Source organism: Lentzea jiangxiensis, from assembly GCF_900104175.1.
In the GTDB taxonomy this organism is placed as follows: domain Bacteria; phylum Actinomycetota; class Actinomycetes; order Mycobacteriales; family Pseudonocardiaceae; genus Lentzea; species Lentzea jiangxiensis.
Window position 1 is genome coordinate 356,168 of sequence record NZ_FNIX01000001.1, and the last position, 23,723, is coordinate 379,890.

A 23,723-nucleotide genomic window follows, 5' to 3' on the forward strand; every position below is an offset into this window, starting at 1 on the left:
GGGTGGGAACGTGCTGATCCCTTGGGACGTTCCCCGGCCACAGCTCTCCGACGAAGTGCACCCCGCGCTCGCTGACGCCGCCCGTGCGGCGTCGGCGGCGTACGGGCGTGCCCGATCCCTGCACACGCGCCTCGAACTCCGCGAGGAAGTCGCGGACGGCGCCGACGGAACACCGACGATGCGCGTCGACCGCATCGTCGAGGACGCGATCCTGGAGTCCATCCACCGCAGTCGCGTGAACCTGCTGTCCGAGGAAGCCGGGTTCGTCGACAACGGCTCCTCGATCACCCTCGTGATCGATCCGGTCGACGGGTCCGCGAACGCCGCGTTCGGCGTCCCTCTCTCGTGCTTCGCCGGTGCGCTCGTGGAAGACGGCACGGCAAAAGAAGCCCTCACGACGTGGTTCGACACGGGCCGTGCGTGGCATGCGCGCGCAGGAGTGCCGACGTCGTTCCGCACCACCGGGCGCACGTCGCTCGACGGCGCGTCGGTGTGCCTGATGCGCCCCAAGAAGGGCACTCAGGACGCGTGGCTGCGCGTCGCGAACCGCGCCGACCGCATCCGGGTGCTGTGCACGACCTGCCTGGAGACCATGCTCGTCGCGGAAGGCACCGTGGACGCCTTCATCGATCCGGGCAGCGACACGCACCGGATCATGGACCTCGCGACGGCGCTGGTCACCGTGCCCGCGGCGGGCGGGGTGCTGGTCGACCTGCGCGGGCGGCCGTTCACGTTCGAACCCGACCTGACCCACCGGTGGTCAGGCGTGGCGGCAGCGACTCCTCAGCTGGCCGAGGAGCTGATCGCGACCGTGCTCGGGGGTTAGACCGACCCTCTCGGCTCGACGATGCAGTCGGGGCCGGGGAAGACCAGACCCTCGTGCCCGTCGTTGAAGCGGACGAGGTACGGCGGATGTCCGTCGTTCCCGCGCACTTCGAGGATCTCGCCGAGGCGCTCCTCGAGGCCGATGGAACGGCTGTGGACGTGGAGCCTGTCACCCACTGTTGCTTGCATGGTGCTGCAACACCTCCGGTGTGCGGCGTGAGGCATGGCGCTGGATGCGTCAAAGCCTAGGCCGACACCGGAGACGCGCAACAGGGCCTCAAGGGCTCATCCGCCGCAGGCCGCGGAGACCTTCGCGACGAGGTCGGCCTTCTGCTGCACCCAGTCCGCCGCGGAGTTGACGTTCTGCATGCCGTTGGCCGCTTCCTGGAGAGCCTTCTTCACCTGCTCGTCCGGTGCGGAGTTCGCGAGGGTCTCGAGCTCCTTCGCCTTGGCCTGGGTGTCCTCCAGCGCCTTCTGCGGGTCGCTCAGGTCCGGTGAGAACCCCACCAGCTGGACCGCGTCGGCGCACAGCTTCACCTTGTCCGCGGTGTTGCTGACGCCCTGGAGCGTGTCGCAGGCCGTCAGGCTGCCCAACGCGATGACGGCTGCTGCCAGCGTTCCAACTAGGCGCATTCGCTCTCCTTCTGCCCGAAGTGTCCGTTTGTGTTACCGATGACTCTACCGATGTGCGTCTTGGTCCAGTTGCCGTTGGTAGAGCTTCCGGATGACGTCGTCGATCTCCGGCTCCACGACGGCGAGGTCGTGGACCTCCACCTGCCGCACCACCTGGGTGATCAACTGCGCCGCCGTCGTCTCCGCTCTCCTGAACGTGAGGTGGTGTCGCAATCCGCCCGCCTCGCTGCGCACCGCCGTCACTCCTGGGACGTCCGGCGCCGGTCCCGGTTCCCGGAGGTCGATCACGAGCTCGCGCTCCGGGGTCACCTCGGCGCGCAGCTCGTCGAGCGGGCCGTCGGCGAGCACCCGGCCGTGGTCGATCACCATCAGCCGCGGGCAGAGGCGTTCGATGTCGTCCAGGTCGTGCGTGGTGAGCAGCAGAGTGGTGCCGCGGCGGGTGTTGATGTCCGCCAGGAACTCCCGGAGGCGTTCCTTGGACTCGAGGTCGAGGCCGATCGTCGGCTCGTCGAGCACCAGCAGCTCGGGTGCGTGCAGGAGAGCCGCGGTGATCTCGCCCCGCATCCGCTGGCCCAGCGAGAGCTGCCGCACCGGGGTGAGCAGCGTCTCCTGCAGGCCGAGCAGCTCGACGCACTCGTCGAGCCGCGTCCGGTAGTCCTGCGCCGGCACCCGGTAGATGGACCTGAGCAGGTCGAAGCTGTCCTGCAGCGGCAGGTCCCACCACAGCTGGCTGCGCTGGCCGAACACGACGCCGATGCGGCGCGCGAGATCGCGCCGCTGCCTCGACGGGTCGACACCGCCGACCCTGAGGTGACCGCTGGTCGGCACGAGGATCCCGGTCAGCATCTTGATCGTCGTGGACTTGCCCGCGCCGTTCGGCCCGACGTACCCGACCGCCTCACCGGCCCGCACGTCGAACGTGACGCCGTCGACCGCCGTGACGGTCTTGTGGTTGCGCCGCAAGCCCTTCGACGTGGCGATCCTGAACTCCCTGCGGAGCTCCCTGACCTCGATCATGATCCCGTCCCCCGGTAGTGCCTGACCGCGAACCGCCACACCAGCGCGGCGACCCCCGCCGCGAGCGCCGCGACGAGCGGTGACGTCCAGCCGACCCAGCCGGGAAGGCCGAGCGGGTCCTGCTTCCCGAGCAGCGCGAGGCTCGGGTAGTACGCGACGAACGCCCCCGGCACGATGAACGCCATCACCCACCGCAGCGGGGCGGAGTAGACGTTGACCGGGTACGAGGTGAAGGCGCCGCTGCCGTAGGTGAAGGCGTTGGCGAACTCGCGGCCCTCCACGATCCAGAAGCACACCGAGCACGTCACCACCCAGATCGCGCTGAAGATCACCGCACCGGCCAGCGGTGTGGCGATGGCCAGCGCGACCTTCGCCGGTGTCCAGACGACGCTGACCTGCGCCAGCGCGTAGACCATCACGGCGAGCGCGCCGGCGATGCGCCCGATCCTGCGCAGGCGGACGTCCGACACCATGATCTGCGGCAACGTCCCGAGCGGCCTCAGCAGCAGCACGTCGAAGGTGCCGGCGCGGATGTACGTCGGCAGGTTGTCGAGCTGCCCGGCGAAGAGGTCGGCGATGCCGAACGCGATGCCCGCGAACGCGTACATCAGCAGCACTTCTTCTTTGGAGAACCCACCGAGCGCGTTGACGTGGCTGAACAGCACGAGGATGACGACCAGCTCGACCCATTGCGCCAGCGCCTGCGTGGCGAGGTCGAGCGCGAACGACGCGCGGTAGGACATCTGGCTTCTCAGCCGTGCGCCGATGAGCCTCGGGTAGACGGTGTCAGCCACCCTGGACCACCACCTTGCGCACCGCGCGCTGCAGGACCAGGTGACCGGCCCCGAGCAGCGCCACGGCCCAGAACAGCTGGTGCAGAAGGACTCCCGTCACGTCGCCGTGCCCGAGGAACACGTCGATCGGCGCCTGCATCAACGCCGGGAACGGGGTCAGCCACAGCACGTCCCGAGCCCACCCGGGGAAGAACGAGACCGGCACGGTGAGCCCGCACAGCAGGCCGGACGTGACGTTCCAGAACCCGTACAGCCCCCGGTTGTCCAGCAGCCAGAACGCGCTGGCGTCGACCAGGAACCGGCACGCGAAGCTGACCACCAGCGCGAGCACCGCGCTGACCAGGAACAGCGGCCACTGCGCGGAGCTCGCCGGGAACTGGAACGGGAACAGCAGCACGCCGAACACCATCGGCGGCGCGAGCCTGGTCAGGAACGCGAAACCGCCGCGGCCGAGGTCCTGCGCGAGCATGGCGCTCTGCAGGTGCCAGGGCCGGTACAGGTCGACGACGACGTCACCGGATCGCACGCGCTCGGCGAGCTCGTTGGTCCCCCACAGCAGGACGAACCCGAGCAGCCCCTGCCCGATCCAGACGTACGTGTTGGTTGCAGCGATGTCGTAGTCCGCGATCTCGCCGTCCGCCGCCTCGAGCGCGGCGGCGAGGATGGCGACCCGCAGCATGCCGAAGACCACGTTCGCGGTCATCCCGGCCAGCATCGCTTGTCGGTAGGTCGAGTACCTTCGGAATCCGGCAATGATCAAATCGGCGTGAACACGCACGTCGGTCTACGTTAGTGACCGTCGCAAGTGGATTTCTCAGCTGCCGAACGCGCTGGTGACCACCTCGCCCGCACCCGGCTCCGCGCCGAGGCACAGGAAGTAGTTGCGGGTGCCGTCCTTGAACCCGACCGCGGCCATCTCCCAGCCGGTGGTGTCGACGGTCGGCCTCGTGCTCGCCTTCATCAACGCGGGCGTGCAGACGTCCTTGACCTCGGCCGAGGCCAGCAGCTCGTCGGAGTCGACCGCCGGGATGTCCCCGGACAGCCAGCCGCCGCCGAACGCCTCCCAGTAGTGCTCGTTCGCGCAGCTGCCGACCTTGCGCGCGACGGCGGGCATTCCACCGATGGTGGTGATGCCGCGGAAGCAGGTCGACTGGTCCACGCAGAACCCGGCATCGCACTTCTTGAGGAACGGCGGGATGTCCTCCGCACCGCCCGGCTGCGTCGTCGACGGTCCGGCGCCCTGGGCGGTCTTCTGGTCCCGGCCTCCGAAGGGGTTCCAGATGAGCACGCCCGCCACGACCACGGCGACGAGCCCCGCGGCCGCCGCGACCAGGGGCCACGGCCTGCGCCCCGGCGGGGGAGGAACCGGCACGGTGGGCAGCCGCATCGGGTCGACCAGCTCGTCGCGGAGCTGCGCCGCGCTCGGCGTGCGCAGGTTCGCGTCCGGGTGCAACGCCCGCGCCATTGCCTCGTGCAGCGCGGCCGGCACCCCCGGCACCGCGGGCACCGGCCGGCGCAGGACCTCGCCGAGCTGGTCGAAGCTCGTGATCGGCCACGGCACCGGCCGCGGCGGCTTGCCCGCGAGCAGCGTGTAGAGCGTGGCGGCGAGCGAGTACACGTCGGCCTGCGGCGTCGGCTCGGCCATCGCGAACGCCTCGGGCGGCGCGTAGCTGGGGCTCAGGGCGTCCCGCGTGACCGTGCTGCCGCCCTGCGCGTCCAGCAGCGCCGCGAGCCCGAAGTCGGCCAGCTTCGGCGTGCCGTAGCGGTCGACGAGGATGTTGGCGGGCTTGATGTCCCGGTGCAGCACGCCTTCCGCGTGCGCCGCCGCCAGCGCGTCCGCGAGCTTGATGCCGAGGTCGCGGACCCGCTCGGGAGGCAACGGCCCGCGCGCGTCGAGCTGGTCGGCGAGCGACCCGCCGGTGCACAGCTCCATGACGATGTACGGCGTGCCGTGACCGGTGATGTTCGCGTCGTGCACCCCGACGACGTGCGGGTGGCCCGACAGCTTGGCCGCCGCCTGCGCCTCGCGCAGGAACCGCCTGCGGTCGCGCTCGTCGACGAGCACCCGGTTGTCGATCTTGACGGCGACGTCACGACCGAGCTGCGCCTGGTGGGCCGTGTAGACGGTGGCGAATCCGCCCGCTCCCAGAGGTCTCAGCTCCGTCAGGCCGGGGATGTGGGGTGCGGTCACGCGCGGCAGCCTAACTCCGCACCCCGACAACCCCGGCGGTTAGACCGTGCAGCTCAACGCACCACTGCGCAGGGCGTGACCGCTCGTGTTGTCGTCGTCCGCCCAGAGCACGACCTTCTTGCCGTTGACGCAGCTTGGCGAGATGGCAAAGCCTTCGAGGTTCACGTTCGGCAGCCTGGAAGGCCGGTCGTACGTCGCCGTCACCTCGAACTCGCCGTCGACGACTGCGAGAGTCGTGGCCCTGCCGCTGCAGTGGTTGTCGCACGTGGCCCAGAGCCGCGTCCCCTCCCACTCCAGGTCCATCACCCGCGCCTGCCCGCCGGCGAACTCCGAGACGAGCTCGGCGCCGCCGTCCCGCAGCGCGTAGAGGAAGATCCCGCCGGTCGCCTCCAGCCCGATCGCGAACAACCCCGTCCCGTGCGAGGGGTAGTCGGCCGGGTCGTAGAGCTTCCCGGTGTCGTCCCTGAACTCCTGCGCAGTCAGGTAGGAGTCCGGGATCCACGAGATCGCCTCGGGCCCGTCGTTGGGATCCACCGGCGGCATGCCCGGCAGCCCCCACTCGGCCACCGTGCCGCTGCCGACCTCCAACACCACCGGCGAGCTCACGTCACCGTTGTCGTTGTCCCGTTCTGTGACGACGAACAACCCCTCCGGCGTGCTGACGACACCCTCCGCGTCGGGATCGCCCTGCCCGTCCGCGAAGCGCAACGACCGCTCCCGGTCCACCTCCCACGTGCCACCGCTGCCCGGTACGAGGCGGTAGAGCGTGGACGGCCCGTTCTTCACCGCCCACACCACCCCGGAACTCTCGAACGACAACCCGCTTAGGTTCCCGCCGAACACGTTCGTGCCGTCAGCGGCCCTGGTCGCCGAGTCACCGGGCCACGTCGTGGCGGCCTCCACCGGACCGCTCGCCACAGCGAGCACGACGACCGTGAACACGCCAATCGCCTTGATGCGCAACGCAGACGCCCCTTCTCCCACGGGGGTGGTACCCCGTATGAGCAGGCGGCGTGCATCCAGTGCACCAGAGCGCGACCGGCAGGGCTACTTCTTGGCGGCGGCCTTCGCGGCCTTCTTGAAGTCGCGCACCTCGAGCAGCGACTTCTGGTCCGTCACGTCAGCCACGCTACGACGGCTTCCGTCCTCGCCGTAGTGCCCGGCCGCCTCCCGCCACCCGGCAGGCGTGACGCCGAACTGCTTGCCCAGAAGGGCGAGGAAGATCCGGGCCTTCTGGTCCCCGAACCCCGGCAACGCCTTGAGCCGCTTGAACACCGCGGTCCCGTTCCCGTCCGCCCAGATCCGCGCGACGTCCCCGTCGTAGGTCTCGACGACGAACCGCGACAGCGCCTGCACCCGCTTGGCCATGGAACCGGGGAACCGGTGCACGGCGGGCGGCGTGGCCATGACGGCGGCGAACTCCTCGGGGCCGGCCTCGGCGATGCGGTGCACGTCCAGGCCGCCCATGCGGTCGGCGAGGACCTTGGGGCCGGAGAACGCCTTCTCCATCGGGATCTGTTGATCGAGCATCATGCCGAGGAGCAGGGCGAACATGTCCGACGCGAGGAGTGCGTCCGCTTCGGGGTTCTGCGCTAGGCACACCGTGCGGGTCATGGCGAAATCCTCGCACGCGGTCCGGCGCGGTGCTCCGCCGAACCGGAACGGACGGCCGAAAGCCCGTCCGGGCGAAATTTTCGGATCGTCGGACGGGCTCGTGTGGAAATGGCGGATGGCCGCCCGCGGAAATGCGCGGGCGGCCATTTCAGGTGTACTTCAGATGATTAGATCCACTTGTAGAGCGAGAACAGCTGGTTCGGGTTGCCGTGGCAGTCCCACTGCAGGAAACCGGTGCCGTTGGCGATGCCGCCGTTGTCCGTGTCGAGGCACTTGCCGGTGGCGCGGTTCTTGAACAGGATCGGGCCGTCGTAGGTGGCCGGGTCCGCGCCGGTGGGCAGGACGACCTCCCACTGCTGGTTCGGGCCGTTGTGGCAGTTCCACTGGATCACGTGGGCGCCGTTGGCCGCCGAGCCGCTGGCCAGGTCGAGGCACTTGCCGGAGTTGGCGTTGATGAACATCGCCGTGCCGTACTGGGTGCCCGTGCCGGCGACCCAGATGGGCGCCCACTTCTGGTTGTTCGTGCCGTAGCAGTCGAACAGGATGGCGCGGGCGCCGTTGTCCACGGAGTTCCACGCGATGTCGGCGCAGCGGTCGACGCTCGCGCCGTAGTTGACGTCCGTCGTCTTCGGGATGATGGCGGTCCAGATGGCCTCGCCGACGGCGGCGGCCTTGGCCTGCGCCTGCGTGCCCACGTTCGGCAGGTCGTACGGCTCGAACTTCGGCGCGGCCGAGGAGGGCGCGACCGCGATCGACATCAGGGCGGCGGCGGCCGCGACGGCAACAGAAACTCTGCGAATGACGTTCTTCACGTGAAGTCCCCCATGATTGCGTGACCGAAAAAAGTCCATGGGAGGGCGTCCCCCGACGCTCATGCTCTTGCTCCCCCAGGAACAACGATAATCTTTCAGGCCGCAAGTCGCCCGTCAAGAGCCTTTTCGACTCGATTCGACCGCAATTCGTGGGGGGCGAAACGAGTCACGCGCCGGCCACGCGCACTTCGGAGACGACTTGGCGCACCAGGGCGCGCAACGCCTCGCGGTCGACCGTGGCCGGGTCGTCGGCCAGCCAGTCGCCGATTTCGCGCACGAACTGCTCCGGCGTCATCGGCGGCACGTCGAAGTCGAGGTCGTCGTCGCACGTGACCTCGCCGGCGCGGCTCGGGTAGACGATCACGGCGCCGCGGATCTCGAGCCACGGCAGGAGCTCGGCGAAGCGGTCGATGCTGTCGAGGAGTTGGGAGGCGCCGCCGCGGAACGGGTGGCCGTTGCGCCAGAGCTCGCCGTCCTCGTCGCAGTAGTAGTGGCCGGGCAGCCACGACTTCGACTCGATCAGGACGAGGCGGCGTCCGCACAGCAGGGCGTGGTCGACGTCGGCGAACACCGAGCCGGGCCAGGAGAGGCCGTGGAAGATGCGCACGCCCGGTAGTTGCGTCAGGTACTCCGTGAGCAGGCCGGCGGTCAGCCGTTCGCGTCTGTTTTCACCCGGACGGCCGAAGATGGTGTTCCCGTCGTACTCCCCGGCGAACGCCCGTTCGACCCTGGCGAGGGCCAGGTAGCGGCGTGCCAACCGGAATGCCCCGTAACCGGCGGCCGCGACCAGGGGTAGCCAGATGGCCAGCAGGAGCGGTGACAGGGTCATCGTCAACGGGATCAGCAGGACGAGCCACCCGCCGATCGCGGCGGCGGCGGGGGCGTGCCCGAGGCCCGTGGCGGGCACGTAGCGGACCCGCTGGCCGAGGTCGATGCGGTGCCACCAGTCCATCGAACCGAGGTCGACGCGGGGGCGTGGCGCCGTGTAGTTCGGGTCGTCGCCGAAGTCGCGCAGCCGGCCCGTGTGACCTGTTCGGCGAGGTCGCGGGCGTGCGGGTGGGCGGACCGGGGGCGGTGGCGCGGCGGGGCGGTCGTAGTCGGCGCGCCGGACCGGGTCCTTGAGCGTCTCGTAGGCCTCCTGGAGCAGGCGGAAGCCGCCGGACGTCCCACCCGCGTCGGGGTGCATGACCTTGGCGAGCGAGCGGTAAGCCGACTTGATCTCCGAGGCGCTGGCGCCCCGGGTCACACCGAGCAACTCGTAGTAGTCGATCCCTGGCACGACACCGTCCAGTCCGAGGTTGGTCCGTGAACCTTATTGGGTCCAACACTTTCGCCGGGCATACGGCCCGCACTCCGCCGTCTAGTGTGGGTGTCGCGGTGGCGATGGGGCCTGTAGCGCAGTGGTCGACGCGCCCTCCGGGACGGAGGGAGAACGCCGGTTCGAATCCGGCCGGTCCCGCTCTCCGGGATGTCCCGCGCTCGCTCTGTCCGTCCTTTGTGGAGGGTGTGCGTGCGGCCGCGGGACGGTGCGGTGGAAGCACTCGCGTCGGTCACCGCGGCTGGCTCGGCGTGCACCTCGACGAGGACGCCTATCGGGTGATGGCCCCGAAGACGCCGGTCGCGCGACTCGGCGTTCGAGTTGCCGACCGGGCGGACCTGCCGCACTCTTCCGCGCATGGCGACCTGTGACGTCTGTGGCAACGAGTACTGGATGACCTTCGAGGTGCGCACCGTCGGTGGCGGCGTGCACACGTTCGACAGCTTCGAGTGCGCGATCCAGCTCCTCGCGCCCCGCTGCGAGCACTGCGACTGCCGTGTGATCGGGCACGGCGTGGAGGTGGAGGGCAGGTTCTTCTGCTGCGCCCACTGCGCGCGGTCGGGCTCGGCCGACCTGGGCGCCCAGATCCGCGACACCGTCGGCACCCACCCCGGCTGATCCGGGAGCGGGCCGGGCGGCACGGGCGGCGGCGCCTCGACGCCCCGTTCGGATACGTTGGCGGGCATGAACTTCAAGAGTTCGGTCGTGGGCCGCGTCAACCGGCTGGTCGTGGGGCTCCGCGACGCGCCGGTCGTCGGGAAGCTCGTGCGCAGGGGCATCACGGTCGTGACCTACACGGGCCGCAAGTCGGGTCGCACGTTCAGCACACCCGTTGGCTACCAACGCAAAGGCGACGTCGTCGACATCAGGGTGATGATGCCGGACGCCAAGACGTGGTGGCGCAACTTCAACGGCGAGGGCGGGCCGTTGACGCTGGAAATCGATGGCGCGCAACGGACCGGACATGCGACATCGCACCGTGACGACAAGGGTCGCGTCACGGTGCGAGTGCAGCTCTGAGGCCTCAGGCGGCCAAGGCGTTGAGGCGGCGCGACTCCAGGAACGCGGCCAGCAGGTAGGCGGTGCCGCCCAGCACGGCCAGCACGCCGAAGAAGCCGGCTCCCGGCACGAACAGCGTCGCGGCGGCGACCAGGGCGAGCCAGGTGCCCAGGTTGTAGTGCAGCTCGTTGCCGCGGACGGCGCCCTCGGCGAGGTAGATCAGGCCGACCACGATGGTGGAGCCGGCGGGCCAGAGCACGGTCTGCAGCTCTGGTTTCTCGAACACCGTGCTCAGGCCGGTGACCGCCAGGGCGAGCGTGGCGAACCCGGTGGCCCAGGCCGTGCCGACCAGCTTCTCGGCGCGGCGCCGGGACTCCGGGGCGAACCGCTGGGCCCGCAGCGACGAGGGCGTCGCGCACCCCAGCGAGGACCTCCACGGCGACGCGGTGGCGTTGTGGCTGGGACTGCACGGCCTCGCCCACCAGCGAGCCGTGGTGCGCAAGATGCCGGGACCGGACGACATCGGGGACCGCCTGATCACGGCACTCGCGCACCTCAGGTGAGCTAGGGGATGAGTCCTTGCTCTTCTGCCCACTCCTGGAAGCCGCCCAGTTTGAAGGGCAGCCTGTACTGGCTGATCAGAAGATCATCGGCCAGCGCCGAAACCAGTTTCGGGGTCAGCAATCCGCTGCGGATCGCTTCGCACAACAACGCCAGGGTGGGGCGGTTCGTGATGCCGTTCGCCTTGGCGGCTTTCCGGCCGGCGCCGTCGTCGATCACAGAGGTACCACCGGTGACCTTCGCCAGTGCGAGCACGCCGGCCTCACCCCTGTTGCGATCTCCGCGGACCAGGAGGGACGAGAACTCCGCGAAGGCATCGATCTCTGCCTGCGTCCGAAGTTCTCGGTGCTTGAGCCAGCTCGCCGTGAGCACGGATTCCACGCGGGCATCGCTGCCGGCGAAGCTCTTGAGTTCCTCCAGCACGACGTCGGGGACCAAGGCCTCTCGGTCCCCGACGACGGCCTTCAGCGCACCCAGCCAGTCGTTCCGCGTGAAGTGGAGGAGAGGGCTGGTGTCGAACACCAACGTTTCGACCTTGGCGGCCCCGCTTCCAGGGGCGTTCGTCACCGTCACGTGAAATCCCAGATGGCCGACTCCGGGAGCGGTGGGAGTGGCGGCAGGTCGTCCTCGTTCAAGGTGTCGTAGAGCAACTCCGTCGCCCTCGCGGGCGAAATGACCTCCTGCTTGTACAGGCGGAGCACTGCCTGCTGGTACTCGAGTGAGAGCGATGTGGCGGCGAGTTCGTCCCTGGTGACCAGGTTGAGCTCGATGATGTCCGCCTTCGTCGTCCTGACGGACCGGACCGAAGCCGCGTCGTGCGTGCCGAGCACGCCCGTCTCCACGAGACGGCGCGACAGCGTCGACATGTCCACCCGGAACTTGCTCGCCACCTTCACCGCCGTGGTGCGCAGGTCGCCGTCCTTGCGCGCGGTGTGCCAGGCCTCGGTCAAGCCGTCCGCAGGGAGCAGCACCGCGCGGGCGAACCTGTCCAGCCGCGATTCCCAAGCGTTGTCGTCGTCCTTCTCGGCGATGCGCCAGTCGACGGTGTACTCGTCCGCGAACAAGTAGTGGCCCAGTTCGTGCGCCAACGCCAGGCGCCGGCGCCCCACCAGCAGGTGTCCGTTGATCACCGCGACGCCACCTCTGGCGAGCAGGACCGACGCAGCGTCCGCCGCGTCCGGACCCAGGTCGCGCGAGAGTGTGAAGAGTCCGATCTTCGCCACGGCTTCGACGATGTTCAGCAACGGCTCCGAGGGGCCGAGCCCCATGAGCTTGCGCGCCTCTCGCGCCGTTCGCTCCGCCTCGTCGTTGGTCCCGGGCTTCGCGAGCGGTCCCGGAGACTCGAGTCGCAGGCGGTCGTCGTGCTTGAGGAGGAATTCGGTGTTCCAGGCGAACGTCTCGACGATGCGGTCGATCACGGGGCTCTCGGCCCCGGGGTCCTGCATGTTCCGGTGGGACACGATGGCTTCCGGAACCTGCAGGACGAACCACTCGATGCGTTCGCGGGTGGCTTCGGCGATGCGAGCGAGTTCGAGGGCCGATACGCGGCGCGTGCCGTTTTCGATCTTCGCCAGCGCAGACCTGTCGATCCCGATCGCAGCGGCGAGCCCCGCCTGGGTCATGCCGGTCCGGGTGCGCGCGTCGGCAATGCGCTTGCCCATGGACTCGCTGTCAACTGCGGTCACTTGTGCGATTATAGAACACCGCAGGTCGGACTGACAGTGCTCAACCTGGTGAACGATGTTCGTCAGGGGGCCTCGAACAGCGTCGACACCGACTCGCCGACGTTGATCCGGCGCATGGCCTCGGCCATCGCCGGCGCGATCGACAGCACCCGCAGCTTCGGCACGGACTTCTCCGCCGGGATCGGCACGGTGTTCGTGGCGACGATCTCCAGCACGTCGTCGAACGCCTGCAGCCGTTCCAGCGCACCCGACGAGAACAGCCCGTGCGTGCAGGCGACCCGGATCGACCCGGCGCCGCGCTCGCGCAGCTTGTCCAGCAGTTCGATCACGGTCGAGCCCTTGGCGATCTCGTCGTCCAGCACGATCACGTCGCGTCCGGCCACGTCGCCGATCACGGTCGAGATCTGCACCCTGTCGTCGGCGAACCGCTGCTTGGCGCCCGCGGCCACGGGCAGGCCGAGGATGCGCGCGAAGTGCGCCGCCTCCTTGGCGTTGCCCAGGTCAGGCGACACGACGACGGTGTTGGACAGGTCGTGCTGCGAGAAGTGCGCGGCGAGCTCGCGCAACGCGTGCAGGTGGTCGACGGGCACCGAGAAGAACCCGTGCACCTGCGGCGAGTGCAGTGTCATCGCCAGCACGCGCGACGCCCCGGCGGCCACCATCAGGTCGGCGACCAGGCGGCCGCCGATCGAGATCCGCGGCGCGTCCTTCTTGTCGGAACGCGCGTAGGCGTAGTGGGGCAGGACGACGGTCGTGCGCGCGGCGGAGGCGCCACGGGCAGCGTCCAGCATCAGCAGGAGCTCGACGAGGTGTTCCTGCACCGGCGGCACCAGCGGCTGGATCAGGAACACGTCCCGTTCGCGGCAGTTCGCCTGCAGCTGCACCTCGAGGCAGTCGTTGGCGAACCGGGTCAGGCGGCTGGGCGACAGGTCGACGCCGAGATGACCGCAGATCTCGGCGGCGAGTTCGGGATGGGCAGAACCACTGAAGACAGCGATGTCACGCACACCCCGAAACCTAGTCGACGACCAGCACCAGCTTGCCGTCGCGGAAGAACGGCGTCAGGTTCCCGCGCGTGTCGACCGTGTGCGTGCCACGCGGCAGAACGGCCTCGATGGCCGTGAACGCGAGAATGTCCGAGACGCCGTGACGGCCGCGCAACGACCGTTGCCCCTGGAACCGCAAAGCGCGCCCCTCGCGGCGGTACTGGTGGGCCTCGGCAGCAGCGGAGGCGCCTGCTCGAAGCGCCTCCGGACCCACCAGGCGTCCCGAGGACGCACTGCGCACCGCGACACCGAACCCCTGGGCGACCAGTGAGCTCACCACCGCGTCGGACGGGGCAACGGGTACGAGGAAGGACATCGCGTGGTGGCCGTCGACCTCGTGCACGACGACCGTCCTGGCCGTCGTCAGCACGGTGTCGTGCAGCTCCAGTGCGATCTTCTCCGCTTCCCAGCGGTTCTCGTAGCCGGCGTCGACGCCGACGAAGGTGCTGGTCACCTGACCTCCACGAAGATCGGGTTGGGGTAGCACCACAGGTCCTCCCACGGGTTCGCGGCTCCCGGTGCGTCCGCCTGCGGGTCGAACGCGCCGCGGTTGCCGTCGGTTCCGCGCAACCGGAGGTAGAAGGGCTCCCGGACGTTGCGGAACGTGTGCGTGAAGACCGCATGGTGCCAGTGCGGCTCGCAGGATCGCTCGACCTTCACATGTGGCGTGGCCAACTTCTCAGATGATGATCGTCCCGTGACGGCGTCCTTGATGAGGTCCGAACGGCGCAACCTGGACACGAACCCCGCGCTGGTGGGCCGGTTCGCGGGACGTGCCTTGATCAGCACCGTCACGTCGGAACCACGCCGCACGCGCGGACGCCCGCCCATCATCTCCGTTCGCCCGGATGCGCGGACCTCGAACCGGGGATCATCGACGAGGCCGCCGTGCGACGCCCACGCGCGGCCCGCCACACCCAGCGCGCCCGCTCCCCGGAGGAAGCGTCTGCGGGCTGCTTCGGACATGGCTGGACCTCCACACGGCGGGCCGGGGTCCGTGGAGGCTAGGCCGATCGGATGAGGCGCAGATGGACGCCGGGTTGACTAGATCGGAAGAAGGTCCACCCAGTCCAGGAACGGCAGCGCGCCCGTGCCCTGCAACGCCGCGAGCCCCAGCCAGATCGACAGGATCGTCACGATCGGCCCGACGATCGCCATCTCGACCACACCGCCGGTCTTCATCCGCATGATCTTGGGTGGCGCCACCGGGTACCAGGTCTTGCCCATGATCGGGATGGGCCACAGGATCGGGCAGCCCTGCTCGGTGATCGCGTCACCGACGTAGTGCGCGAAGCACCCGACGCCGACCGCGATCCCGCACGCCGCCGCGGAGGCGTTCGTCTGCGATGTCCAGGCGATCATCGCCCACGTGATGCCCGCGGACACCACCGTGATCAGCAACGCGTCCTGCTTGGGGCACCAGTCGTTCATGATGCCGCGCACCGCCAGGCCGGCGAACACGAACATCAGCACCGGCAGCGCCCACTTCTGGCTGTTCTGCACGACCGCGGTGGTGAAGACGGCGGCGAACAGCGCGAAGACGAGCGTGTGGGTGAGACCGCGATGTCCGCCGTCCCGCTTGGAATCCTTCTTCAACCGCGTCGTGCGGTACACGAAGCTGCTCAACGCGTTGATGCCCGCGGAAAGCCCGCTGCTCAACGCTCCGAACGTGCGCGAGATGGTCGCCCCGGGGTGGTCGAGGTCGGGCAGGAGCGCCGCGCCGGTGGCGAGAACCGCCCCCACGGCCCAGCTCTGCGGCGTCAGCTGGCCGATCGGGTGAGCGGAAGCTAGTGCGGTGACGGCACTCCAGGCGAGCAGCCCGCTCATCGCGTGTGTTGGCCCAGTGGACACTTGCGCCCCTCCCGATGATCACTCAACGGTGAACAGTAGTCGCTCGCACGTTCGAACCGGTTCGCTTCTCGACACGTCCGCCAGGACGGTTCTGTTGCACCCGGCGTGGTGGCCGTGGGGGAGGCACCGCGTCCGCTGCTGGGCCGCGAAGCGGGGACTATGGTGCGCTGAACCGGTGTAACCAGGGTCGCAGGCACAGGCGGGCGTTCTACCAGTACGCTTGTCTTGCTTGCATCGTCGCGAGAGGAGCGCCCGGAGTTATGGGCAAGATCAAGGTTCAGGGCACCGTCGTCGAGCTCGACGGCGACGAGATGACCCGGATCATCTGGCAGTTCATCAAGGACAAGCTGATCCACCCGTACCTGGACGTCACCCTGGAGTACTACGACCTGGGCATCGAGCACCGGGACGCCACCGACGACCAGGTCACGATCGACGCCGCGAACGCCATCAAGAAGCACGGCGTCGGCGTCAAGTGCGCCACGATCACGCCGGACGAGGCGCGCGTCGAGGAGTTCGGCCTCAAGAAGATGTGGGTCTCGCCGAACGGCACGATCCGCAACATCCTCGGCGGTGTCGTCTTCCGCGAGCCGATCATCATCTCGAACGTCCCGCGCCTGGTCCCGGGCTGGACGAAGCCGATCATCATCGGCCGTCACGCGCACGGTGACCAGTACAAGGCCACCAACTTCAAGGTGCCCGGCGCCGGCAAGCTCACGATCACCTTCCAGCCGGAGGACGGCTCGGACCCGATCGAGCACGTCGTCACCGAGTTCCCGGCGGAGGGCGGTGTGGCGATGGGCATGTACAACTACAACAAGTCCATCGAGGACTTCGCCCGCGCCTCGTTCTCCTACGGCCTGCAGCGGGGCTACCCCGTCTACATGTCCACGAAGAACACGATCCTGAAGGCCTACGACGGCCAGTTCAAGGACATCTTCCAGCGCGTGTTCGACGAGGAGTTCAAGGCGGACTTCGACGCCAAGGGCCTCACCTACGAGCACCGCCTGATCGACGACATGGTCGCCGCCGCGATGAAGTGGGAGGGCGGCTACGTCTGGGCGTGCAAGAACTACGACGGTGACGTCCAGTCCGACACGGTCGCGCAGGGCTTCGGCTCGCTCGGCCTCATGACGTCGGTCCTGATGACGCCGGACGGCAAGACGGTCGAGGCGGAAGCCGCGCACGGCACCGTGACGCGCCACTACCGCCAGCACCAGGCCGGCAAGCCCACCTCCACGAACCCGATCGCCTCGATCTTCGCGTGGACCCGTGGCCTCATGCACCGCGGCAAGCTGGACGGCACCCCCGAGGTGATCCGCTTCGCCGAGGCGCTCGAGTCGGTCGTCATCGAGACGGTCGAGTCCGGTCAGATGACCAAGGACCTGGCCCTGCTGATCAGCAAGGACCAGGAGTGGCTGACCACCGAGGACTTCCTCGCCGCGCTCGACGAGAACCTCAAGAAGAAGATGGCGTCGTTCTGACGTCCGTCCTCTGAAAAAAGGCCACCCCGGTCACGCCGGGGTGGCCTTTCTCGTCGCACGTCACCCGGTCGGTTCCTCTTGCGGGTGGTTGCCGCGCCTCGGCGTCCACTGGCGTCTTCTTGCCGCTATATCTGCTGCTGGAAGCGGTTCGCGGGTTCGGGAGGCGTCATGTTCGGTGTTCCGGTCAGGGGATTGATCGTGATTGGGGTGCTGGGCGTCGCCGGGGTGCTGTACGCGGCGAACGGCGGCAGTCCGATGGACAGCGCCAGGGCCGACGAGATCTGCAAGATCACGGTGACCGCGGACATCCTCAACGTCCGCTCGGGACCCGGCGACATGCAGCCGATCGTCTCCACGATGCCGCGTGACGCGGTGACCGAGGCCCGGCCCCGCGTCGAGAACGGCTACCGCATGCTGGGCGACCGCCGGTGGGTCAGCCAGCAGTTCGTGGCGCTGACCAGCGACTCCACCTGCAAGTAAACTCGCGCGCATGCTGCGCAACATGTTCCGGTGGGGCAGGGCCAAGGGCGTCACGCAGTGCTCCTGCGACCCCGAGTGGCAGGGCCTGTACACCAAGATCGACGGTGAGCGCCGGCTCGCGCTGCCCCGCGACGAGATGGCCACGATCGTCGGCTACCTGGACCTGACCGCGCACTGCGCCCGCTGCGACGCCGAGTACCCGAAGCCCTGGGGCCTGGCCTCCCAGTAAGCTCCGCGTTCGTGCTCACGGTCTCCACGGTCAACGTCAACGGCCTGCGCGCCGCCGCGAAGAAGGGCTACCTCTCCTGGCTCGCCGCGTCCGCGGCTGACGTGGTCTGCCTGCAGGAGGTGCGCGCCGAACCGTCGGAACTGAGCGCGGAACTGCACTCGCCTCCCGGGTGGCACGCCGTGTACGCGCCTTCTTCTCTGAAAGGCCGCGCCGGCGTCGGCATCGTGTCGCGCGCCGAACCGACCTCGGTCCGCGTGGGCTTCGGCGCCTCGGAGTTCGAGTCGAGCGGCCGGTACGTCGAGATCGAACTGCCCGGCGTCGTCGTCGCCTCGCTGTACCTGCCGTCCGGTGACGTCGGCACCGAGAAGCAGGACGAGAAAGACCGGTTCATGGCGGCCTTCCTGCCGTACCTGGTGTCGCTGCGGGAGAAGGCGGCCGTGTCCGGGCGCGAGGTGCTCGTGTGCGGTGACTGGAACATCGCGCACCAGCAGGCCGACCTGAAGAACTGGAGGACGAACCAGAAGGAGGCCGGGTTCCTCCCCTACGAGCGGGAGTGGATGACCTCGGTGTTCGCCTCCGGGTACAACGACGTGGTGCGGTCGCTGCACCCCGATGTGGCCGGGCCCTACTCGTGGTGGTCGTACCGGGGGAAGGCCTTCGACAACGACTCCGGGTGGCGGATCGACTACCACGTCGCGACGGACGGGCTGGCCGGTCGGGCCACGTCGGCCGTGGTGGAGCGGGCGGCGACCTATGAGGAGCGCTGGTCGGACCACGCGCCGGTCACGGTTGTCTACTCGGACTGAACCGGTACCCGGGATCGCGCACGATCGTGACCCAGAGGAGGTGACGGGGGTGCACGAGTTCGTGGCGGCGAAGCTGGCTGAGATCGAGGAGCTGTGCCGGGCGCTGGGTGTTCGCACGCTCGACCTGTTCGGATCGGCGGTCGGCGATTCGTTCGACGTGGTGACCAGCGACGTGGACATCCTCGTCGACTTCGGCACGGCGGACGACTTCGACCACTTCGGCAGCTACTTCGCCCTGAAAGAGGGGTTGGAGCGGATTCTGGCCAGGCCTGTCGACCTCGTGGTCAACGGCAGCATCCGCAACCCCTACTTCCGCGAGCAGGTCATGCAAACCAAGGAAAACCTGTACGCGGCGTGACCCTCGGGCGTATTTGTGGGACGCCCTGCGCGCTGCCGAACTGCTGAGCCAGTTCGGCGCCGGCAAGTCGTTCGCGGACTACCTCGCTGACGCGATGCTCCGGTCCGTCGTCGAGCGCCAGTTCGAGATCATCGGCGAGGCGCTCAACAACCTGTCGAAGGTCTTCCTGAGCTCGCGGCCTCGATACCGCGTCTGGCTCGCATCGTCGCCTTCCGCCTCATCCACGGTTGTGCCAGTGCGGACGACGCTCTCGTGTGGCAAGTGCTCACCGAGAAGAGGCCGCAGCTGGAGGAGCGGCTGCGCCAGCTGCTCGCCGGACTCGGCTGAGCAACGGCGGCTGCTCCGACTGATCCAGTCCGAGCAGCCTTTATCGCTCCGGTCACCCGCCTGACCCCTCGATTCCACCCACCCGCTCCCTGAACATGAACACGATTCACCATCCATGAATCGGGGGCGGCATGACAGGCTTCAACCGGCGTTCGTTCCTCCTGGCGATGGGCATGGGCGTCGCGGGCGTTCCACTCCTCGACCGCCAAGCGTTTGCGTCCACGGCGGGCACCACGCTCGAAACGACGGCCACACCCGTTGGCACCAGCGGTTACCGCAGGCTCCAGGCAGGGCCGGGCTGGCCCGCGGTCGTGCGCGGTGACCTCGTCGCGGCCAAGCCGAACCGGGAAGCACGCAGGCGGGCGCTCACCAGCTTCGTGCAGTTCAGCGACATGCACATCTGCGACGCCCAGAGCCCGCTGCGGTTCGAGTACCTGCACCCGATCATGGGCTCCAGCGCGCACCGGCCGCAGGAAGCGCTGACGACGCAGGGTTCGACGGCACTGGTCAAGCGGGTCAACGCCGTCAGGAACGGGCCGCTGACCGGCAGGCCCTTCGACTTCCTCATGACGACCGGCGACAACACCGACAACCACGAGAGCATCGAGCTCGACTGGTTCCTGGCGGTCCTCAACGGCGGCAGCATCACGCCCAACACCGGCGACCCCAGGTACGAGGGGGTGCAGAACGCGGGCATCAGCACGTTCTGGCAGCCGGACCTCAGCGGCGCGGACGATTACAAGGCGAAGGGCTTCCCGCAGCTCGGCGGGTTGCTGGACGCGGCCGTGCGCACGTTCACCAGCCCCGGGCTGGACATCCCCTGGTACGCCACGATCGGCAACCACGACGACAGCGTGGTCGGCGCGCTGCCGGACGGGCTGCTCGACAGCTGGTACACCGGGCGCAAGAAGATCGTCGGGTTCGGCGATCCCGTGCAGAACGCGAAGGTCGCACGGGCGTTCCACGACCCCGCGGCGATCCCGGAGGCGATGGCCATCCTCGCCACGAGCGGCATCGTCCGCACCGTGACGCCCGATGACCGTCGCAGGCTGTTCGACACCGGTGAGTACGTGCGCAAGCATCTGCCGACGGGTGGGCACGGGTACACGGACGCCAACGCGGATGGTGTGGACGTCTTCTACACGTTCCGCATGGCGCCCGGAGTGACCGGTATCAGCATGGACACCACGAACCTCGCAGGGTTCTCCACGGGGTCCATCGGGCTGCACCAGCTCAACTGGATCGAGAAGACGCTCAAGCGCAACAGTTCGCTCTACTACGACTGGCTCGGCCTGCCGCAACGGCAGAACGTCACCGACGAGCTGTTCGTGCTCTTCAGCCACCACACGAGCACGACGATGGGCAACGTCCTGCCGGACAAGCGCCGCCCTCTGGACCCGCGCATGAACGGCAACGCGCTGGTGAACCTGCTGCACCGGTTCCCGAACGTGCTGGCGTGGGTCAACGGGCACACGCACCGCAACGTGATCACGCCGCACCGGCACGCCACGCCGTCCAGGAGCTTCTGGGAGATCAACACGGCCGCGCACGTCGACTACCCGCAGCACGCCCGCGTCATCGAGGTCGCGGACAACGGGGACGGCACGTTGTCGCTGTTCACGACGTTGCTGGAGGCGGAAGCGCCGTACCGGGTGGACTACGACGACCGCAGTGACGCGGCCCTCGCGAGCCTGTGCCGGGAGTTCACCTACAACGACATCCACTCGCGGACGGACCCGCTGGGAACGCCGCTCGACCGCAACACCGAGCTGCTCGTGGCCGTCCGCTGAGTGGGATGTCCCACAACGGGTGCGGGGTGATCAGGAATTCTGGCGGCCTAAGGTCGTTTACGTGGCAGTGGACATCTCGCTAACCTCACCGCAGCCCCGTCCGAGTGCGGCGGCCATGCGGCGTGCGCTGCGCAGGGCCGCCGACGGTGCCGTGCTCGACGCGACCGAGGCCGCTGTGCTGCTGCACGCGCGCGAGGACGACCTCGCCGCGCTGCTCACCGCGGCCGGGAAGGTGCGGGACGCCCACCTGCTCGCGGAGGGGCGTCCCGGGGTCGTCACGTACAGCCGGTCGGTGTTCATCCCGCTGACCCGGTTGTGCCGGGACCGGTGCCACTACTGCACGTTCGCGACCGTGCCGCACAAGCTGCCCGCCGCGTTCCTCGAACGCGACGAGGTGCTGGCGATCGCGCGCGCGGGAGCCGCGCAGGGGTGCAAGGAAGCGCTCTTCACGCTGGGGGACCGGCCGGAGGACCGCTGGCCCGCCGCGAAGGAGTGGCTGGACGCCCGCGGCTACGAGTCCACATTGGACTACGTGCGGGCGAGCGCCATCGCGGTGCTGGAGGAGACGGGACTGCTGCCGCACCTGAACCCCGGTGTGCTGAGCTGGGAGGAGCTGACGCGGCTGCGCCCCGTCGCGTCGAGCATGGGGATGATGCTCGAGACCACGGCGGAGCGGCTGTGGAGCGAGAAGGGCGGCCCGCACTACGGCAGCCCGGACAAGGACCCCGCCGTCCGGCTGCGCGTCCTCACCGACGCCGGCCGCGTGAACGTCCCGTTCACCACCGGGATCCTCATCGGCATCGGTGAGAACCTAACCGAGCGCGCCGAGTCGCTGCTCGCGATGCGCCAGGTCGCGAAGCAGTACGGGCACATCCAGGAAGTCATCATCCAGAACTTCCGCGCCAAGCCGGACACGGCGATGCGCGGCATGCCCGACGCCGACCTGACCGAGCTCGCGGCCACCATCGCCGTGGCACGCCTGGTGATGCCGTCCACCGTGAGCGTGCAGGCACCGCCGAACCTGGTCGGCGGTGAGTTCGACCTGATGCTGCGGGCGGGCGTCGACGACTGGGGCGGCGTCTCGCCGATCACGCCGGACCACGTCAACCCCGAGAAGCCGTGGCCTCAGGTCGACAAGCTCGCCGACATCACGCGCGAAGCCGGTTTCTCCTTGCGGGAGCGGCTGAACGTCTACCCGCGGTACGTCCGCGCGGCGGCGGGGCAGTGGATCGACACGAGGCTCACCGCGCACGTTTCCGCGCTGGCGCTGGAAAGCGGGCTCGCGAACCCGGACGCGGAGGTCGCCGGCCGCGAGTGGCAGGAGCCGGACGGCGGGCTCGACACGTTCGGCCGGGCGGACCTCAACACCGCGATCGACACCGAGGGCCGCACGGGCGACCGCCGCGGCGACTTCGACGAGGTCTACGGCGACTGGGACGAACTGAAGATCCCCGTTGCGCCGCAACGGCTCTCCGAAGACGTCCAACGTGGACTGAAGATCGCCGCGAACGACCCGGCGGCGTTGCTCGACGACACCGACGCCGCGATGGCGCTCCTCACCGCCGACGGCGAGGCACTCGAAGAGATGACCCGTCTCGCCGACGACCTGAGGCGGGAGGTGGTGGGCGACGACGTCACCTACGTCGTCAACCGGAACATCAACTTCTCCAACGTCTGCTACGTCGGCTGCCGCTTCTGCGCCTTCGCCCAGCGGGAGCGCGACGCGGACGCGTTCCGGCTGAGCGCCGAGGAGGTCGCCGACCGCGCGCAGGAGGCGTGGGACGAAGGCGCCACCGAGGTCTGCATGCAGGGCGGCATCGACCCCAAGCTGCCGGTGACGTACTACGCCGACGTGGTGCGCGCCATCAAGAAGCGCCTGCCGGACATGCACGTCCACGCCTTCAGCCCGATGGAGATCGTCTCCGCCGCCGCGAAGGCCGGCGTGAGCGTCCGCGAGTGGCTGACCGAGCTCAAGGAGGCCGGCCTCGGCACCATTCCCGGCACGGCGGCCGAGATCCTCGACGACGACGTGCGCTGGGTGCTCACCAAGGGCAAGTTGCCCACCGCGACCTGGCTCGACGTCGTCGGCACCGCGCACGAGCTGGGCATCCGCTCGTCGAGCACGATGATGTACGGCCACGTCGACCACCCCGGCCACTGGCTCACGCACTTCCGCGTCCTCGCGCGGCTCCAGGACCGCACCGGCGGGCTCACCGAGTTCGTCGCGCTGCCGTTCGTGCACCGCAACGCCCCGATCTACCTGGCGGGAGTCGCCCGCCCGGGCCCGAGCCGCCGCGACAACCGCGCCGTGCACGCGTTCGCGCGGCTGGCGTTGCACGGGCGGATCGACAACATCCAGTGCTCCTGGGTCAAGCTCGGCGACGAGGGCACCGCGGAGATCCTCAACGGGGGTGCGAACGACATCGGCGGCACGTTGATGGAGGAGACCATCAGCCGCATGGCAGGGTCCGAGCACGGGTCCGCGCGCACTGTGCGTGAGCTGGAGACCCTGGCTTCGCTCGCAGGGCGTAACGCCCGTCAGCGGACTACGACATATGGGCGAGTGCGAACCGATCATCCGTGACCGATAGTCTGATTCGGCGCATCGACGCTACCGGCCTTCGGTAGCTTGGCGGCCAATCAGTCAGCAAGGTTCACCCTTCCGGGGTGGGTCTGTGCCTTGGGGAGGCTCGGCGAGTGCACGGCATGAGTCTGGTACTGAGCGCTGCGGTTGAGAGCAGCATGACCGGTACCGCTGCGGGTCCCGTGGGTCTGATCGCGGTCACCGCCGGCGTCGGCGGTCTGGTGTACGGCCTGGTGAAGCGCCGCAAGCCGGCCCCGGTCATCGCGGCCAACCAGCGCATCGACCTGCTGCAGCAGGACACCGCGCAGAACTGATCCAC

At 68.9% G+C, this 23,723-nt stretch carries 30 protein-coding genes and 1 tRNA gene; 14 read left to right on the forward strand and 17 right to left on the reverse strand.

Features of this window, described 5'->3' with window-relative positions; genetic code table 11:
* Nucleotides 1-10: 10 nt before the first annotated feature.
* Nucleotides 11-826 (forward strand): inositol monophosphatase family protein, encoded by an 816-nt coding sequence (locus BLQ91_RS01895; protein WP_090094804.1) that lies wholly within the window; start codon nucleotides 11-13, stop codon nucleotides 824-826.
* On the opposite strand, the gene BLQ91_RS01900 is transcribed toward BLQ91_RS01895, so the two are convergent.
* The 10 genes from BLQ91_RS01900 to BLQ91_RS01945 all read right to left on the reverse strand — a co-directional run bounded on the left by BLQ91_RS01900 (nucleotide 823) and on the right by BLQ91_RS01945 (nucleotide 9,165).
* Complete coding sequence (locus tag BLQ91_RS01900) at nucleotides 823-1,014, reverse strand: DUF1918 domain-containing protein (RefSeq protein WP_090094805.1); 192 nt, start codon at nucleotides 1,012-1,014, stop codon at nucleotides 823-825. The genes BLQ91_RS01895 and BLQ91_RS01900 overlap by 4 nt on opposite strands.
* A 96-nt stretch (nucleotides 1,015-1,110) precedes the next feature.
* Nucleotides 1,111-1,458 (reverse strand): hypothetical protein, encoded by a 348-nt coding sequence (locus tag BLQ91_RS01905; RefSeq protein ID WP_143022483.1) that lies wholly within the window; start codon nucleotides 1,456-1,458, stop codon nucleotides 1,111-1,113.
* A gap of 45 nt (nucleotides 1,459-1,503) precedes the next feature.
* Nucleotides 1,504-2,475, reverse strand: a complete 972-nt coding sequence (locus BLQ91_RS01910; RefSeq protein ID WP_090094807.1) for an ABC transporter ATP-binding protein — start codon at nucleotides 2,473-2,475, stop codon at nucleotides 1,504-1,506.
* The gene (locus BLQ91_RS01915; RefSeq protein ID WP_090094808.1) at nucleotides 2,472-3,269 is read right to left on the reverse strand and encodes an ABC transporter permease; all 798 of its coding nucleotides are present in this window, start codon (nucleotides 3,267-3,269) and stop codon (nucleotides 2,472-2,474) included. Before BLQ91_RS01915 ends, BLQ91_RS01910 begins: the two co-directional genes overlap by 4 nt.
* Nucleotides 3,262-3,972, reverse strand: a complete 711-nt coding sequence (locus BLQ91_RS01920; protein ID WP_245732982.1) for an ABC transporter permease — start codon at nucleotides 3,970-3,972, stop codon at nucleotides 3,262-3,264. The genes BLQ91_RS01915 and BLQ91_RS01920 overlap by 8 nt, the downstream gene beginning before the upstream one ends.
* 111 nt (nucleotides 3,973-4,083) lie before the next feature.
* Nucleotides 4,084-5,460: a serine/threonine-protein kinase gene (locus BLQ91_RS01925; RefSeq protein WP_143022484.1), complete on the reverse strand. Its 1,377-nt coding sequence runs from the start codon at nucleotides 5,458-5,460 to the stop codon at nucleotides 4,084-4,086.
* A 39-nt stretch (nucleotides 5,461-5,499) separates the two neighbouring features.
* Nucleotides 5,500-6,402 (reverse strand): esterase-like activity of phytase family protein, encoded by a 903-nt coding sequence (locus BLQ91_RS01930; RefSeq protein ID WP_245732983.1) that lies wholly within the window; start codon nucleotides 6,400-6,402, stop codon nucleotides 5,500-5,502.
* Between the two features lie 105 nt (nucleotides 6,403-6,507).
* Nucleotides 6,508-7,074, reverse strand: a complete 567-nt coding sequence (locus tag BLQ91_RS01935) for an HhH-GPD-type base excision DNA repair protein (protein WP_090094810.1) — start codon at nucleotides 7,072-7,074, stop codon at nucleotides 6,508-6,510.
* 167 nt (nucleotides 7,075-7,241) lie between these two features.
* Nucleotides 7,242-7,886, reverse strand: coding sequence for an RICIN domain-containing protein (locus BLQ91_RS01940; protein WP_176959530.1), 645 nt, complete (start codon nucleotides 7,884-7,886; stop codon nucleotides 7,242-7,244).
* Nucleotides 7,887-8,052: 166 nt separating this feature from the next.
* Nucleotides 8,053-9,165, reverse strand: a complete 1,113-nt coding sequence (locus BLQ91_RS01945) for a J domain-containing protein (RefSeq protein ID WP_090094812.1) — start codon at nucleotides 9,163-9,165, stop codon at nucleotides 8,053-8,055.
* A 106-nt stretch (nucleotides 9,166-9,271) separates the two neighbouring features.
* On the opposite strand from BLQ91_RS01945, the gene BLQ91_RS40985 reads away from it, so the two are divergent.
* The 3 genes from BLQ91_RS40985 to BLQ91_RS01955 all read left to right on the forward strand — a co-directional run bounded on the left by BLQ91_RS40985 (nucleotide 9,272) and on the right by BLQ91_RS01955 (nucleotide 10,224).
* A tRNA-Pro gene (locus tag BLQ91_RS40985) sits at nucleotides 9,272-9,345 on the forward strand.
* A gap of 216 nt (nucleotides 9,346-9,561) precedes the next feature.
* A complete protein-coding gene (locus tag BLQ91_RS01950; protein ID WP_090094813.1) occupies nucleotides 9,562-9,822 on the forward strand; it encodes a Prokaryotic metallothionein in 261 nt (86 codons plus the stop codon).
* Between the two features lie 66 nt (nucleotides 9,823-9,888).
* A complete protein-coding gene (locus BLQ91_RS01955) occupies nucleotides 9,889-10,224 on the forward strand; it encodes a nitroreductase/quinone reductase family protein (RefSeq protein ID WP_090094814.1) in 336 nt (111 codons plus the stop codon).
* A gap of 4 nt (nucleotides 10,225-10,228) precedes the next feature.
* On the opposite strand, the gene BLQ91_RS01960 is transcribed toward BLQ91_RS01955, so the two are convergent.
* On the reverse strand, nucleotides 10,229-10,489 hold the full coding sequence (locus BLQ91_RS01960) for a hypothetical protein (RefSeq protein ID WP_090094815.1): 261 nt from the start codon (nucleotides 10,487-10,489) through the stop codon (nucleotides 10,229-10,231).
* A 13-nt stretch (nucleotides 10,490-10,502) separates the two neighbouring features.
* Here BLQ91_RS01960 and BLQ91_RS41975 point away from each other — a divergent pair, with 13 nt between their 5' ends.
* Nucleotides 10,503-10,766, forward strand: coding sequence for a hypothetical protein (locus BLQ91_RS41975; RefSeq protein ID WP_218130138.1), 264 nt, complete (start codon nucleotides 10,503-10,505; stop codon nucleotides 10,764-10,766).
* Between the two features lies 1 nt (nucleotide 10,767).
* Here BLQ91_RS41975 and BLQ91_RS01970 read toward each other — a convergent pair whose 3' ends face one another.
* From BLQ91_RS01970 to BLQ91_RS01995, 6 genes are all read right to left on the reverse strand, one after another.
* Entirely contained in the window at nucleotides 10,768-11,337 is a 570-nt protein-coding gene (locus BLQ91_RS01970) for a PIN domain-containing protein (RefSeq protein ID WP_090094816.1), read from the reverse strand.
* Nucleotides 11,334-12,449 carry an XRE family transcriptional regulator gene (locus tag BLQ91_RS01975; RefSeq protein ID WP_245732984.1) on the reverse strand — a complete coding sequence of 372 codons (1,116 nt, stop codon included), beginning with the start codon at nucleotides 12,447-12,449 and terminating at the stop codon, nucleotides 11,334-11,336. Before BLQ91_RS01975 ends, BLQ91_RS01970 begins: the two co-directional genes overlap by 4 nt.
* 62 nt (nucleotides 12,450-12,511) lie before the next feature.
* Nucleotides 12,512-13,456: a ribose-phosphate diphosphokinase gene (locus BLQ91_RS01980; protein ID WP_090094818.1), complete on the reverse strand. Its 945-nt coding sequence runs from the start codon at nucleotides 13,454-13,456 to the stop codon at nucleotides 12,512-12,514.
* A gap of 10 nt (nucleotides 13,457-13,466) precedes the next feature.
* Nucleotides 13,467-13,949: a hypothetical protein gene (locus BLQ91_RS01985; RefSeq protein WP_245732985.1), complete on the reverse strand. Its 483-nt coding sequence runs from the start codon at nucleotides 13,947-13,949 to the stop codon at nucleotides 13,467-13,469.
* Nucleotides 13,946-14,461: a hypothetical protein gene (locus BLQ91_RS01990; RefSeq protein ID WP_143022486.1), complete on the reverse strand. Its 516-nt coding sequence runs from the start codon at nucleotides 14,459-14,461 to the stop codon at nucleotides 13,946-13,948. Before BLQ91_RS01990 ends, BLQ91_RS01985 begins: the two co-directional genes overlap by 4 nt.
* Nucleotides 14,462-14,539: 78 nt before the next feature.
* Complete coding sequence (locus BLQ91_RS01995) at nucleotides 14,540-15,346, reverse strand: metal-dependent hydrolase (RefSeq protein WP_090094820.1); 807 nt, start codon at nucleotides 15,344-15,346, stop codon at nucleotides 14,540-14,542.
* A 260-nt stretch (nucleotides 15,347-15,606) separates the two neighbouring features.
* Here BLQ91_RS01995 and BLQ91_RS02000 point away from each other — a divergent pair, with 260 nt between their 5' ends.
* From BLQ91_RS02000 to BLQ91_RS40990, 9 genes are all read left to right on the forward strand, one after another.
* Nucleotides 15,607-16,830, forward strand: a complete 1,224-nt coding sequence (locus tag BLQ91_RS02000) for an NADP-dependent isocitrate dehydrogenase (RefSeq protein ID WP_090094821.1) — start codon at nucleotides 15,607-15,609, stop codon at nucleotides 16,828-16,830.
* 198 nt (nucleotides 16,831-17,028) lie between these two features.
* Nucleotides 17,029-17,310: an SH3 domain-containing protein gene (locus BLQ91_RS02005; protein WP_143022487.1), complete on the forward strand. Its 282-nt coding sequence runs from the start codon at nucleotides 17,029-17,031 to the stop codon at nucleotides 17,308-17,310.
* 10 nt (nucleotides 17,311-17,320) lie between these two features.
* A complete protein-coding gene (locus BLQ91_RS02010) occupies nucleotides 17,321-17,539 on the forward strand; it encodes a hypothetical protein (protein WP_090094823.1) in 219 nt (72 codons plus the stop codon).
* Nucleotides 17,540-17,550: 11 nt separating this feature from the next.
* Nucleotides 17,551-18,345, forward strand: a complete 795-nt coding sequence (locus tag BLQ91_RS02015) for an exodeoxyribonuclease III (protein WP_090094824.1) — start codon at nucleotides 17,551-17,553, stop codon at nucleotides 18,343-18,345.
* Between the two features lie 61 nt (nucleotides 18,346-18,406).
* A complete protein-coding gene (locus BLQ91_RS02020) occupies nucleotides 18,407-18,703 on the forward strand; it encodes a nucleotidyltransferase family protein (RefSeq protein ID WP_245732986.1) in 297 nt (98 codons plus the stop codon).
* A 13-nt stretch (nucleotides 18,704-18,716) separates the two neighbouring features.
* A complete protein-coding gene (locus BLQ91_RS43570; protein WP_342670602.1) occupies nucleotides 18,717-19,094 on the forward strand; it encodes a HepT-like ribonuclease domain-containing protein in 378 nt (125 codons plus the stop codon).
* A 67-nt stretch (nucleotides 19,095-19,161) separates the two neighbouring features.
* Nucleotides 19,162-20,820: a TIGR03767 family metallophosphoesterase gene (locus BLQ91_RS02030; RefSeq protein WP_090094825.1), complete on the forward strand. Its 1,659-nt coding sequence runs from the start codon at nucleotides 19,162-19,164 to the stop codon at nucleotides 20,818-20,820.
* A gap of 61 nt (nucleotides 20,821-20,881) precedes the next feature.
* A complete protein-coding gene (locus BLQ91_RS02035) occupies nucleotides 20,882-23,404 on the forward strand; it encodes a bifunctional FO biosynthesis protein CofGH (RefSeq protein WP_090094826.1) in 2,523 nt (840 codons plus the stop codon).
* 158 nt (nucleotides 23,405-23,562) lie between these two features.
* Nucleotides 23,563-23,718, forward strand: coding sequence for a hypothetical protein (locus BLQ91_RS40990; protein WP_176959531.1), 156 nt, complete (start codon nucleotides 23,563-23,565; stop codon nucleotides 23,716-23,718).
* Nucleotides 23,719-23,723 lie beyond the last annotated feature (5 nt).

Bases quoted from the DNA above. Each gene is read 5' to 3' on its own strand.
- BLQ91_RS01900 (WP_090094805.1), bottom strand. From the start codon at position 1,014: ATGCAAGCAACAGTGGGTGACAGGCTCCACGTCCACAGCCGTTCCATC.
- BLQ91_RS01905 (WP_143022483.1), bottom strand. From the start codon at position 1,458: ATGCGCCTAGTTGGAACGCTGGCAGCAGCCGTCATCGCGTTGGGCAGC.
- BLQ91_RS01910 (WP_090094807.1), bottom strand. From the start codon at position 2,475: ATGATCGAGGTCAGGGAGCTCCGCAGGGAGTTCAGGATCGCCACGTCG.
- BLQ91_RS01920 (WP_245732982.1), bottom strand. From the start codon at position 3,972: ATGACCGCGAACGTGGTCTTCGGCATGCTGCGGGTCGCCATCCTCGCC.
- BLQ91_RS01935 (WP_090094810.1), bottom strand. From the start codon at position 7,074: ATGACCCGCACGGTGTGCCTAGCGCAGAACCCCGAAGCGGACGCACTC.
- BLQ91_RS01950 (WP_090094813.1), top strand. From the start codon at position 9,562: ATGGCGACCTGTGACGTCTGTGGCAACGAGTACTGGATGACCTTCGAG.
- BLQ91_RS01955 (WP_090094814.1), top strand. From the start codon at position 9,889: ATGAACTTCAAGAGTTCGGTCGTGGGCCGCGTCAACCGGCTGGTCGTG.
- BLQ91_RS01990 (WP_143022486.1), bottom strand. From the start codon at position 14,461: ATGTCCGAAGCAGCCCGCAGACGCTTCCTCCGGGGAGCGGGCGCGCTG.
- BLQ91_RS02000 (WP_090094821.1), top strand. From the start codon at position 15,607: ATGGGCAAGATCAAGGTTCAGGGCACCGTCGTCGAGCTCGACGGCGAC.
- BLQ91_RS02010 (WP_090094823.1), top strand. From the start codon at position 17,321: ATGCTGCGCAACATGTTCCGGTGGGGCAGGGCCAAGGGCGTCACGCAG.
- BLQ91_RS02030 (WP_090094825.1), top strand. From the start codon at position 19,162: ATGACAGGCTTCAACCGGCGTTCGTTCCTCCTGGCGATGGGCATGGGC.
- BLQ91_RS40990 (WP_176959531.1), top strand. From the start codon at position 23,563: ATGACCGGTACCGCTGCGGGTCCCGTGGGTCTGATCGCGGTCACCGCC.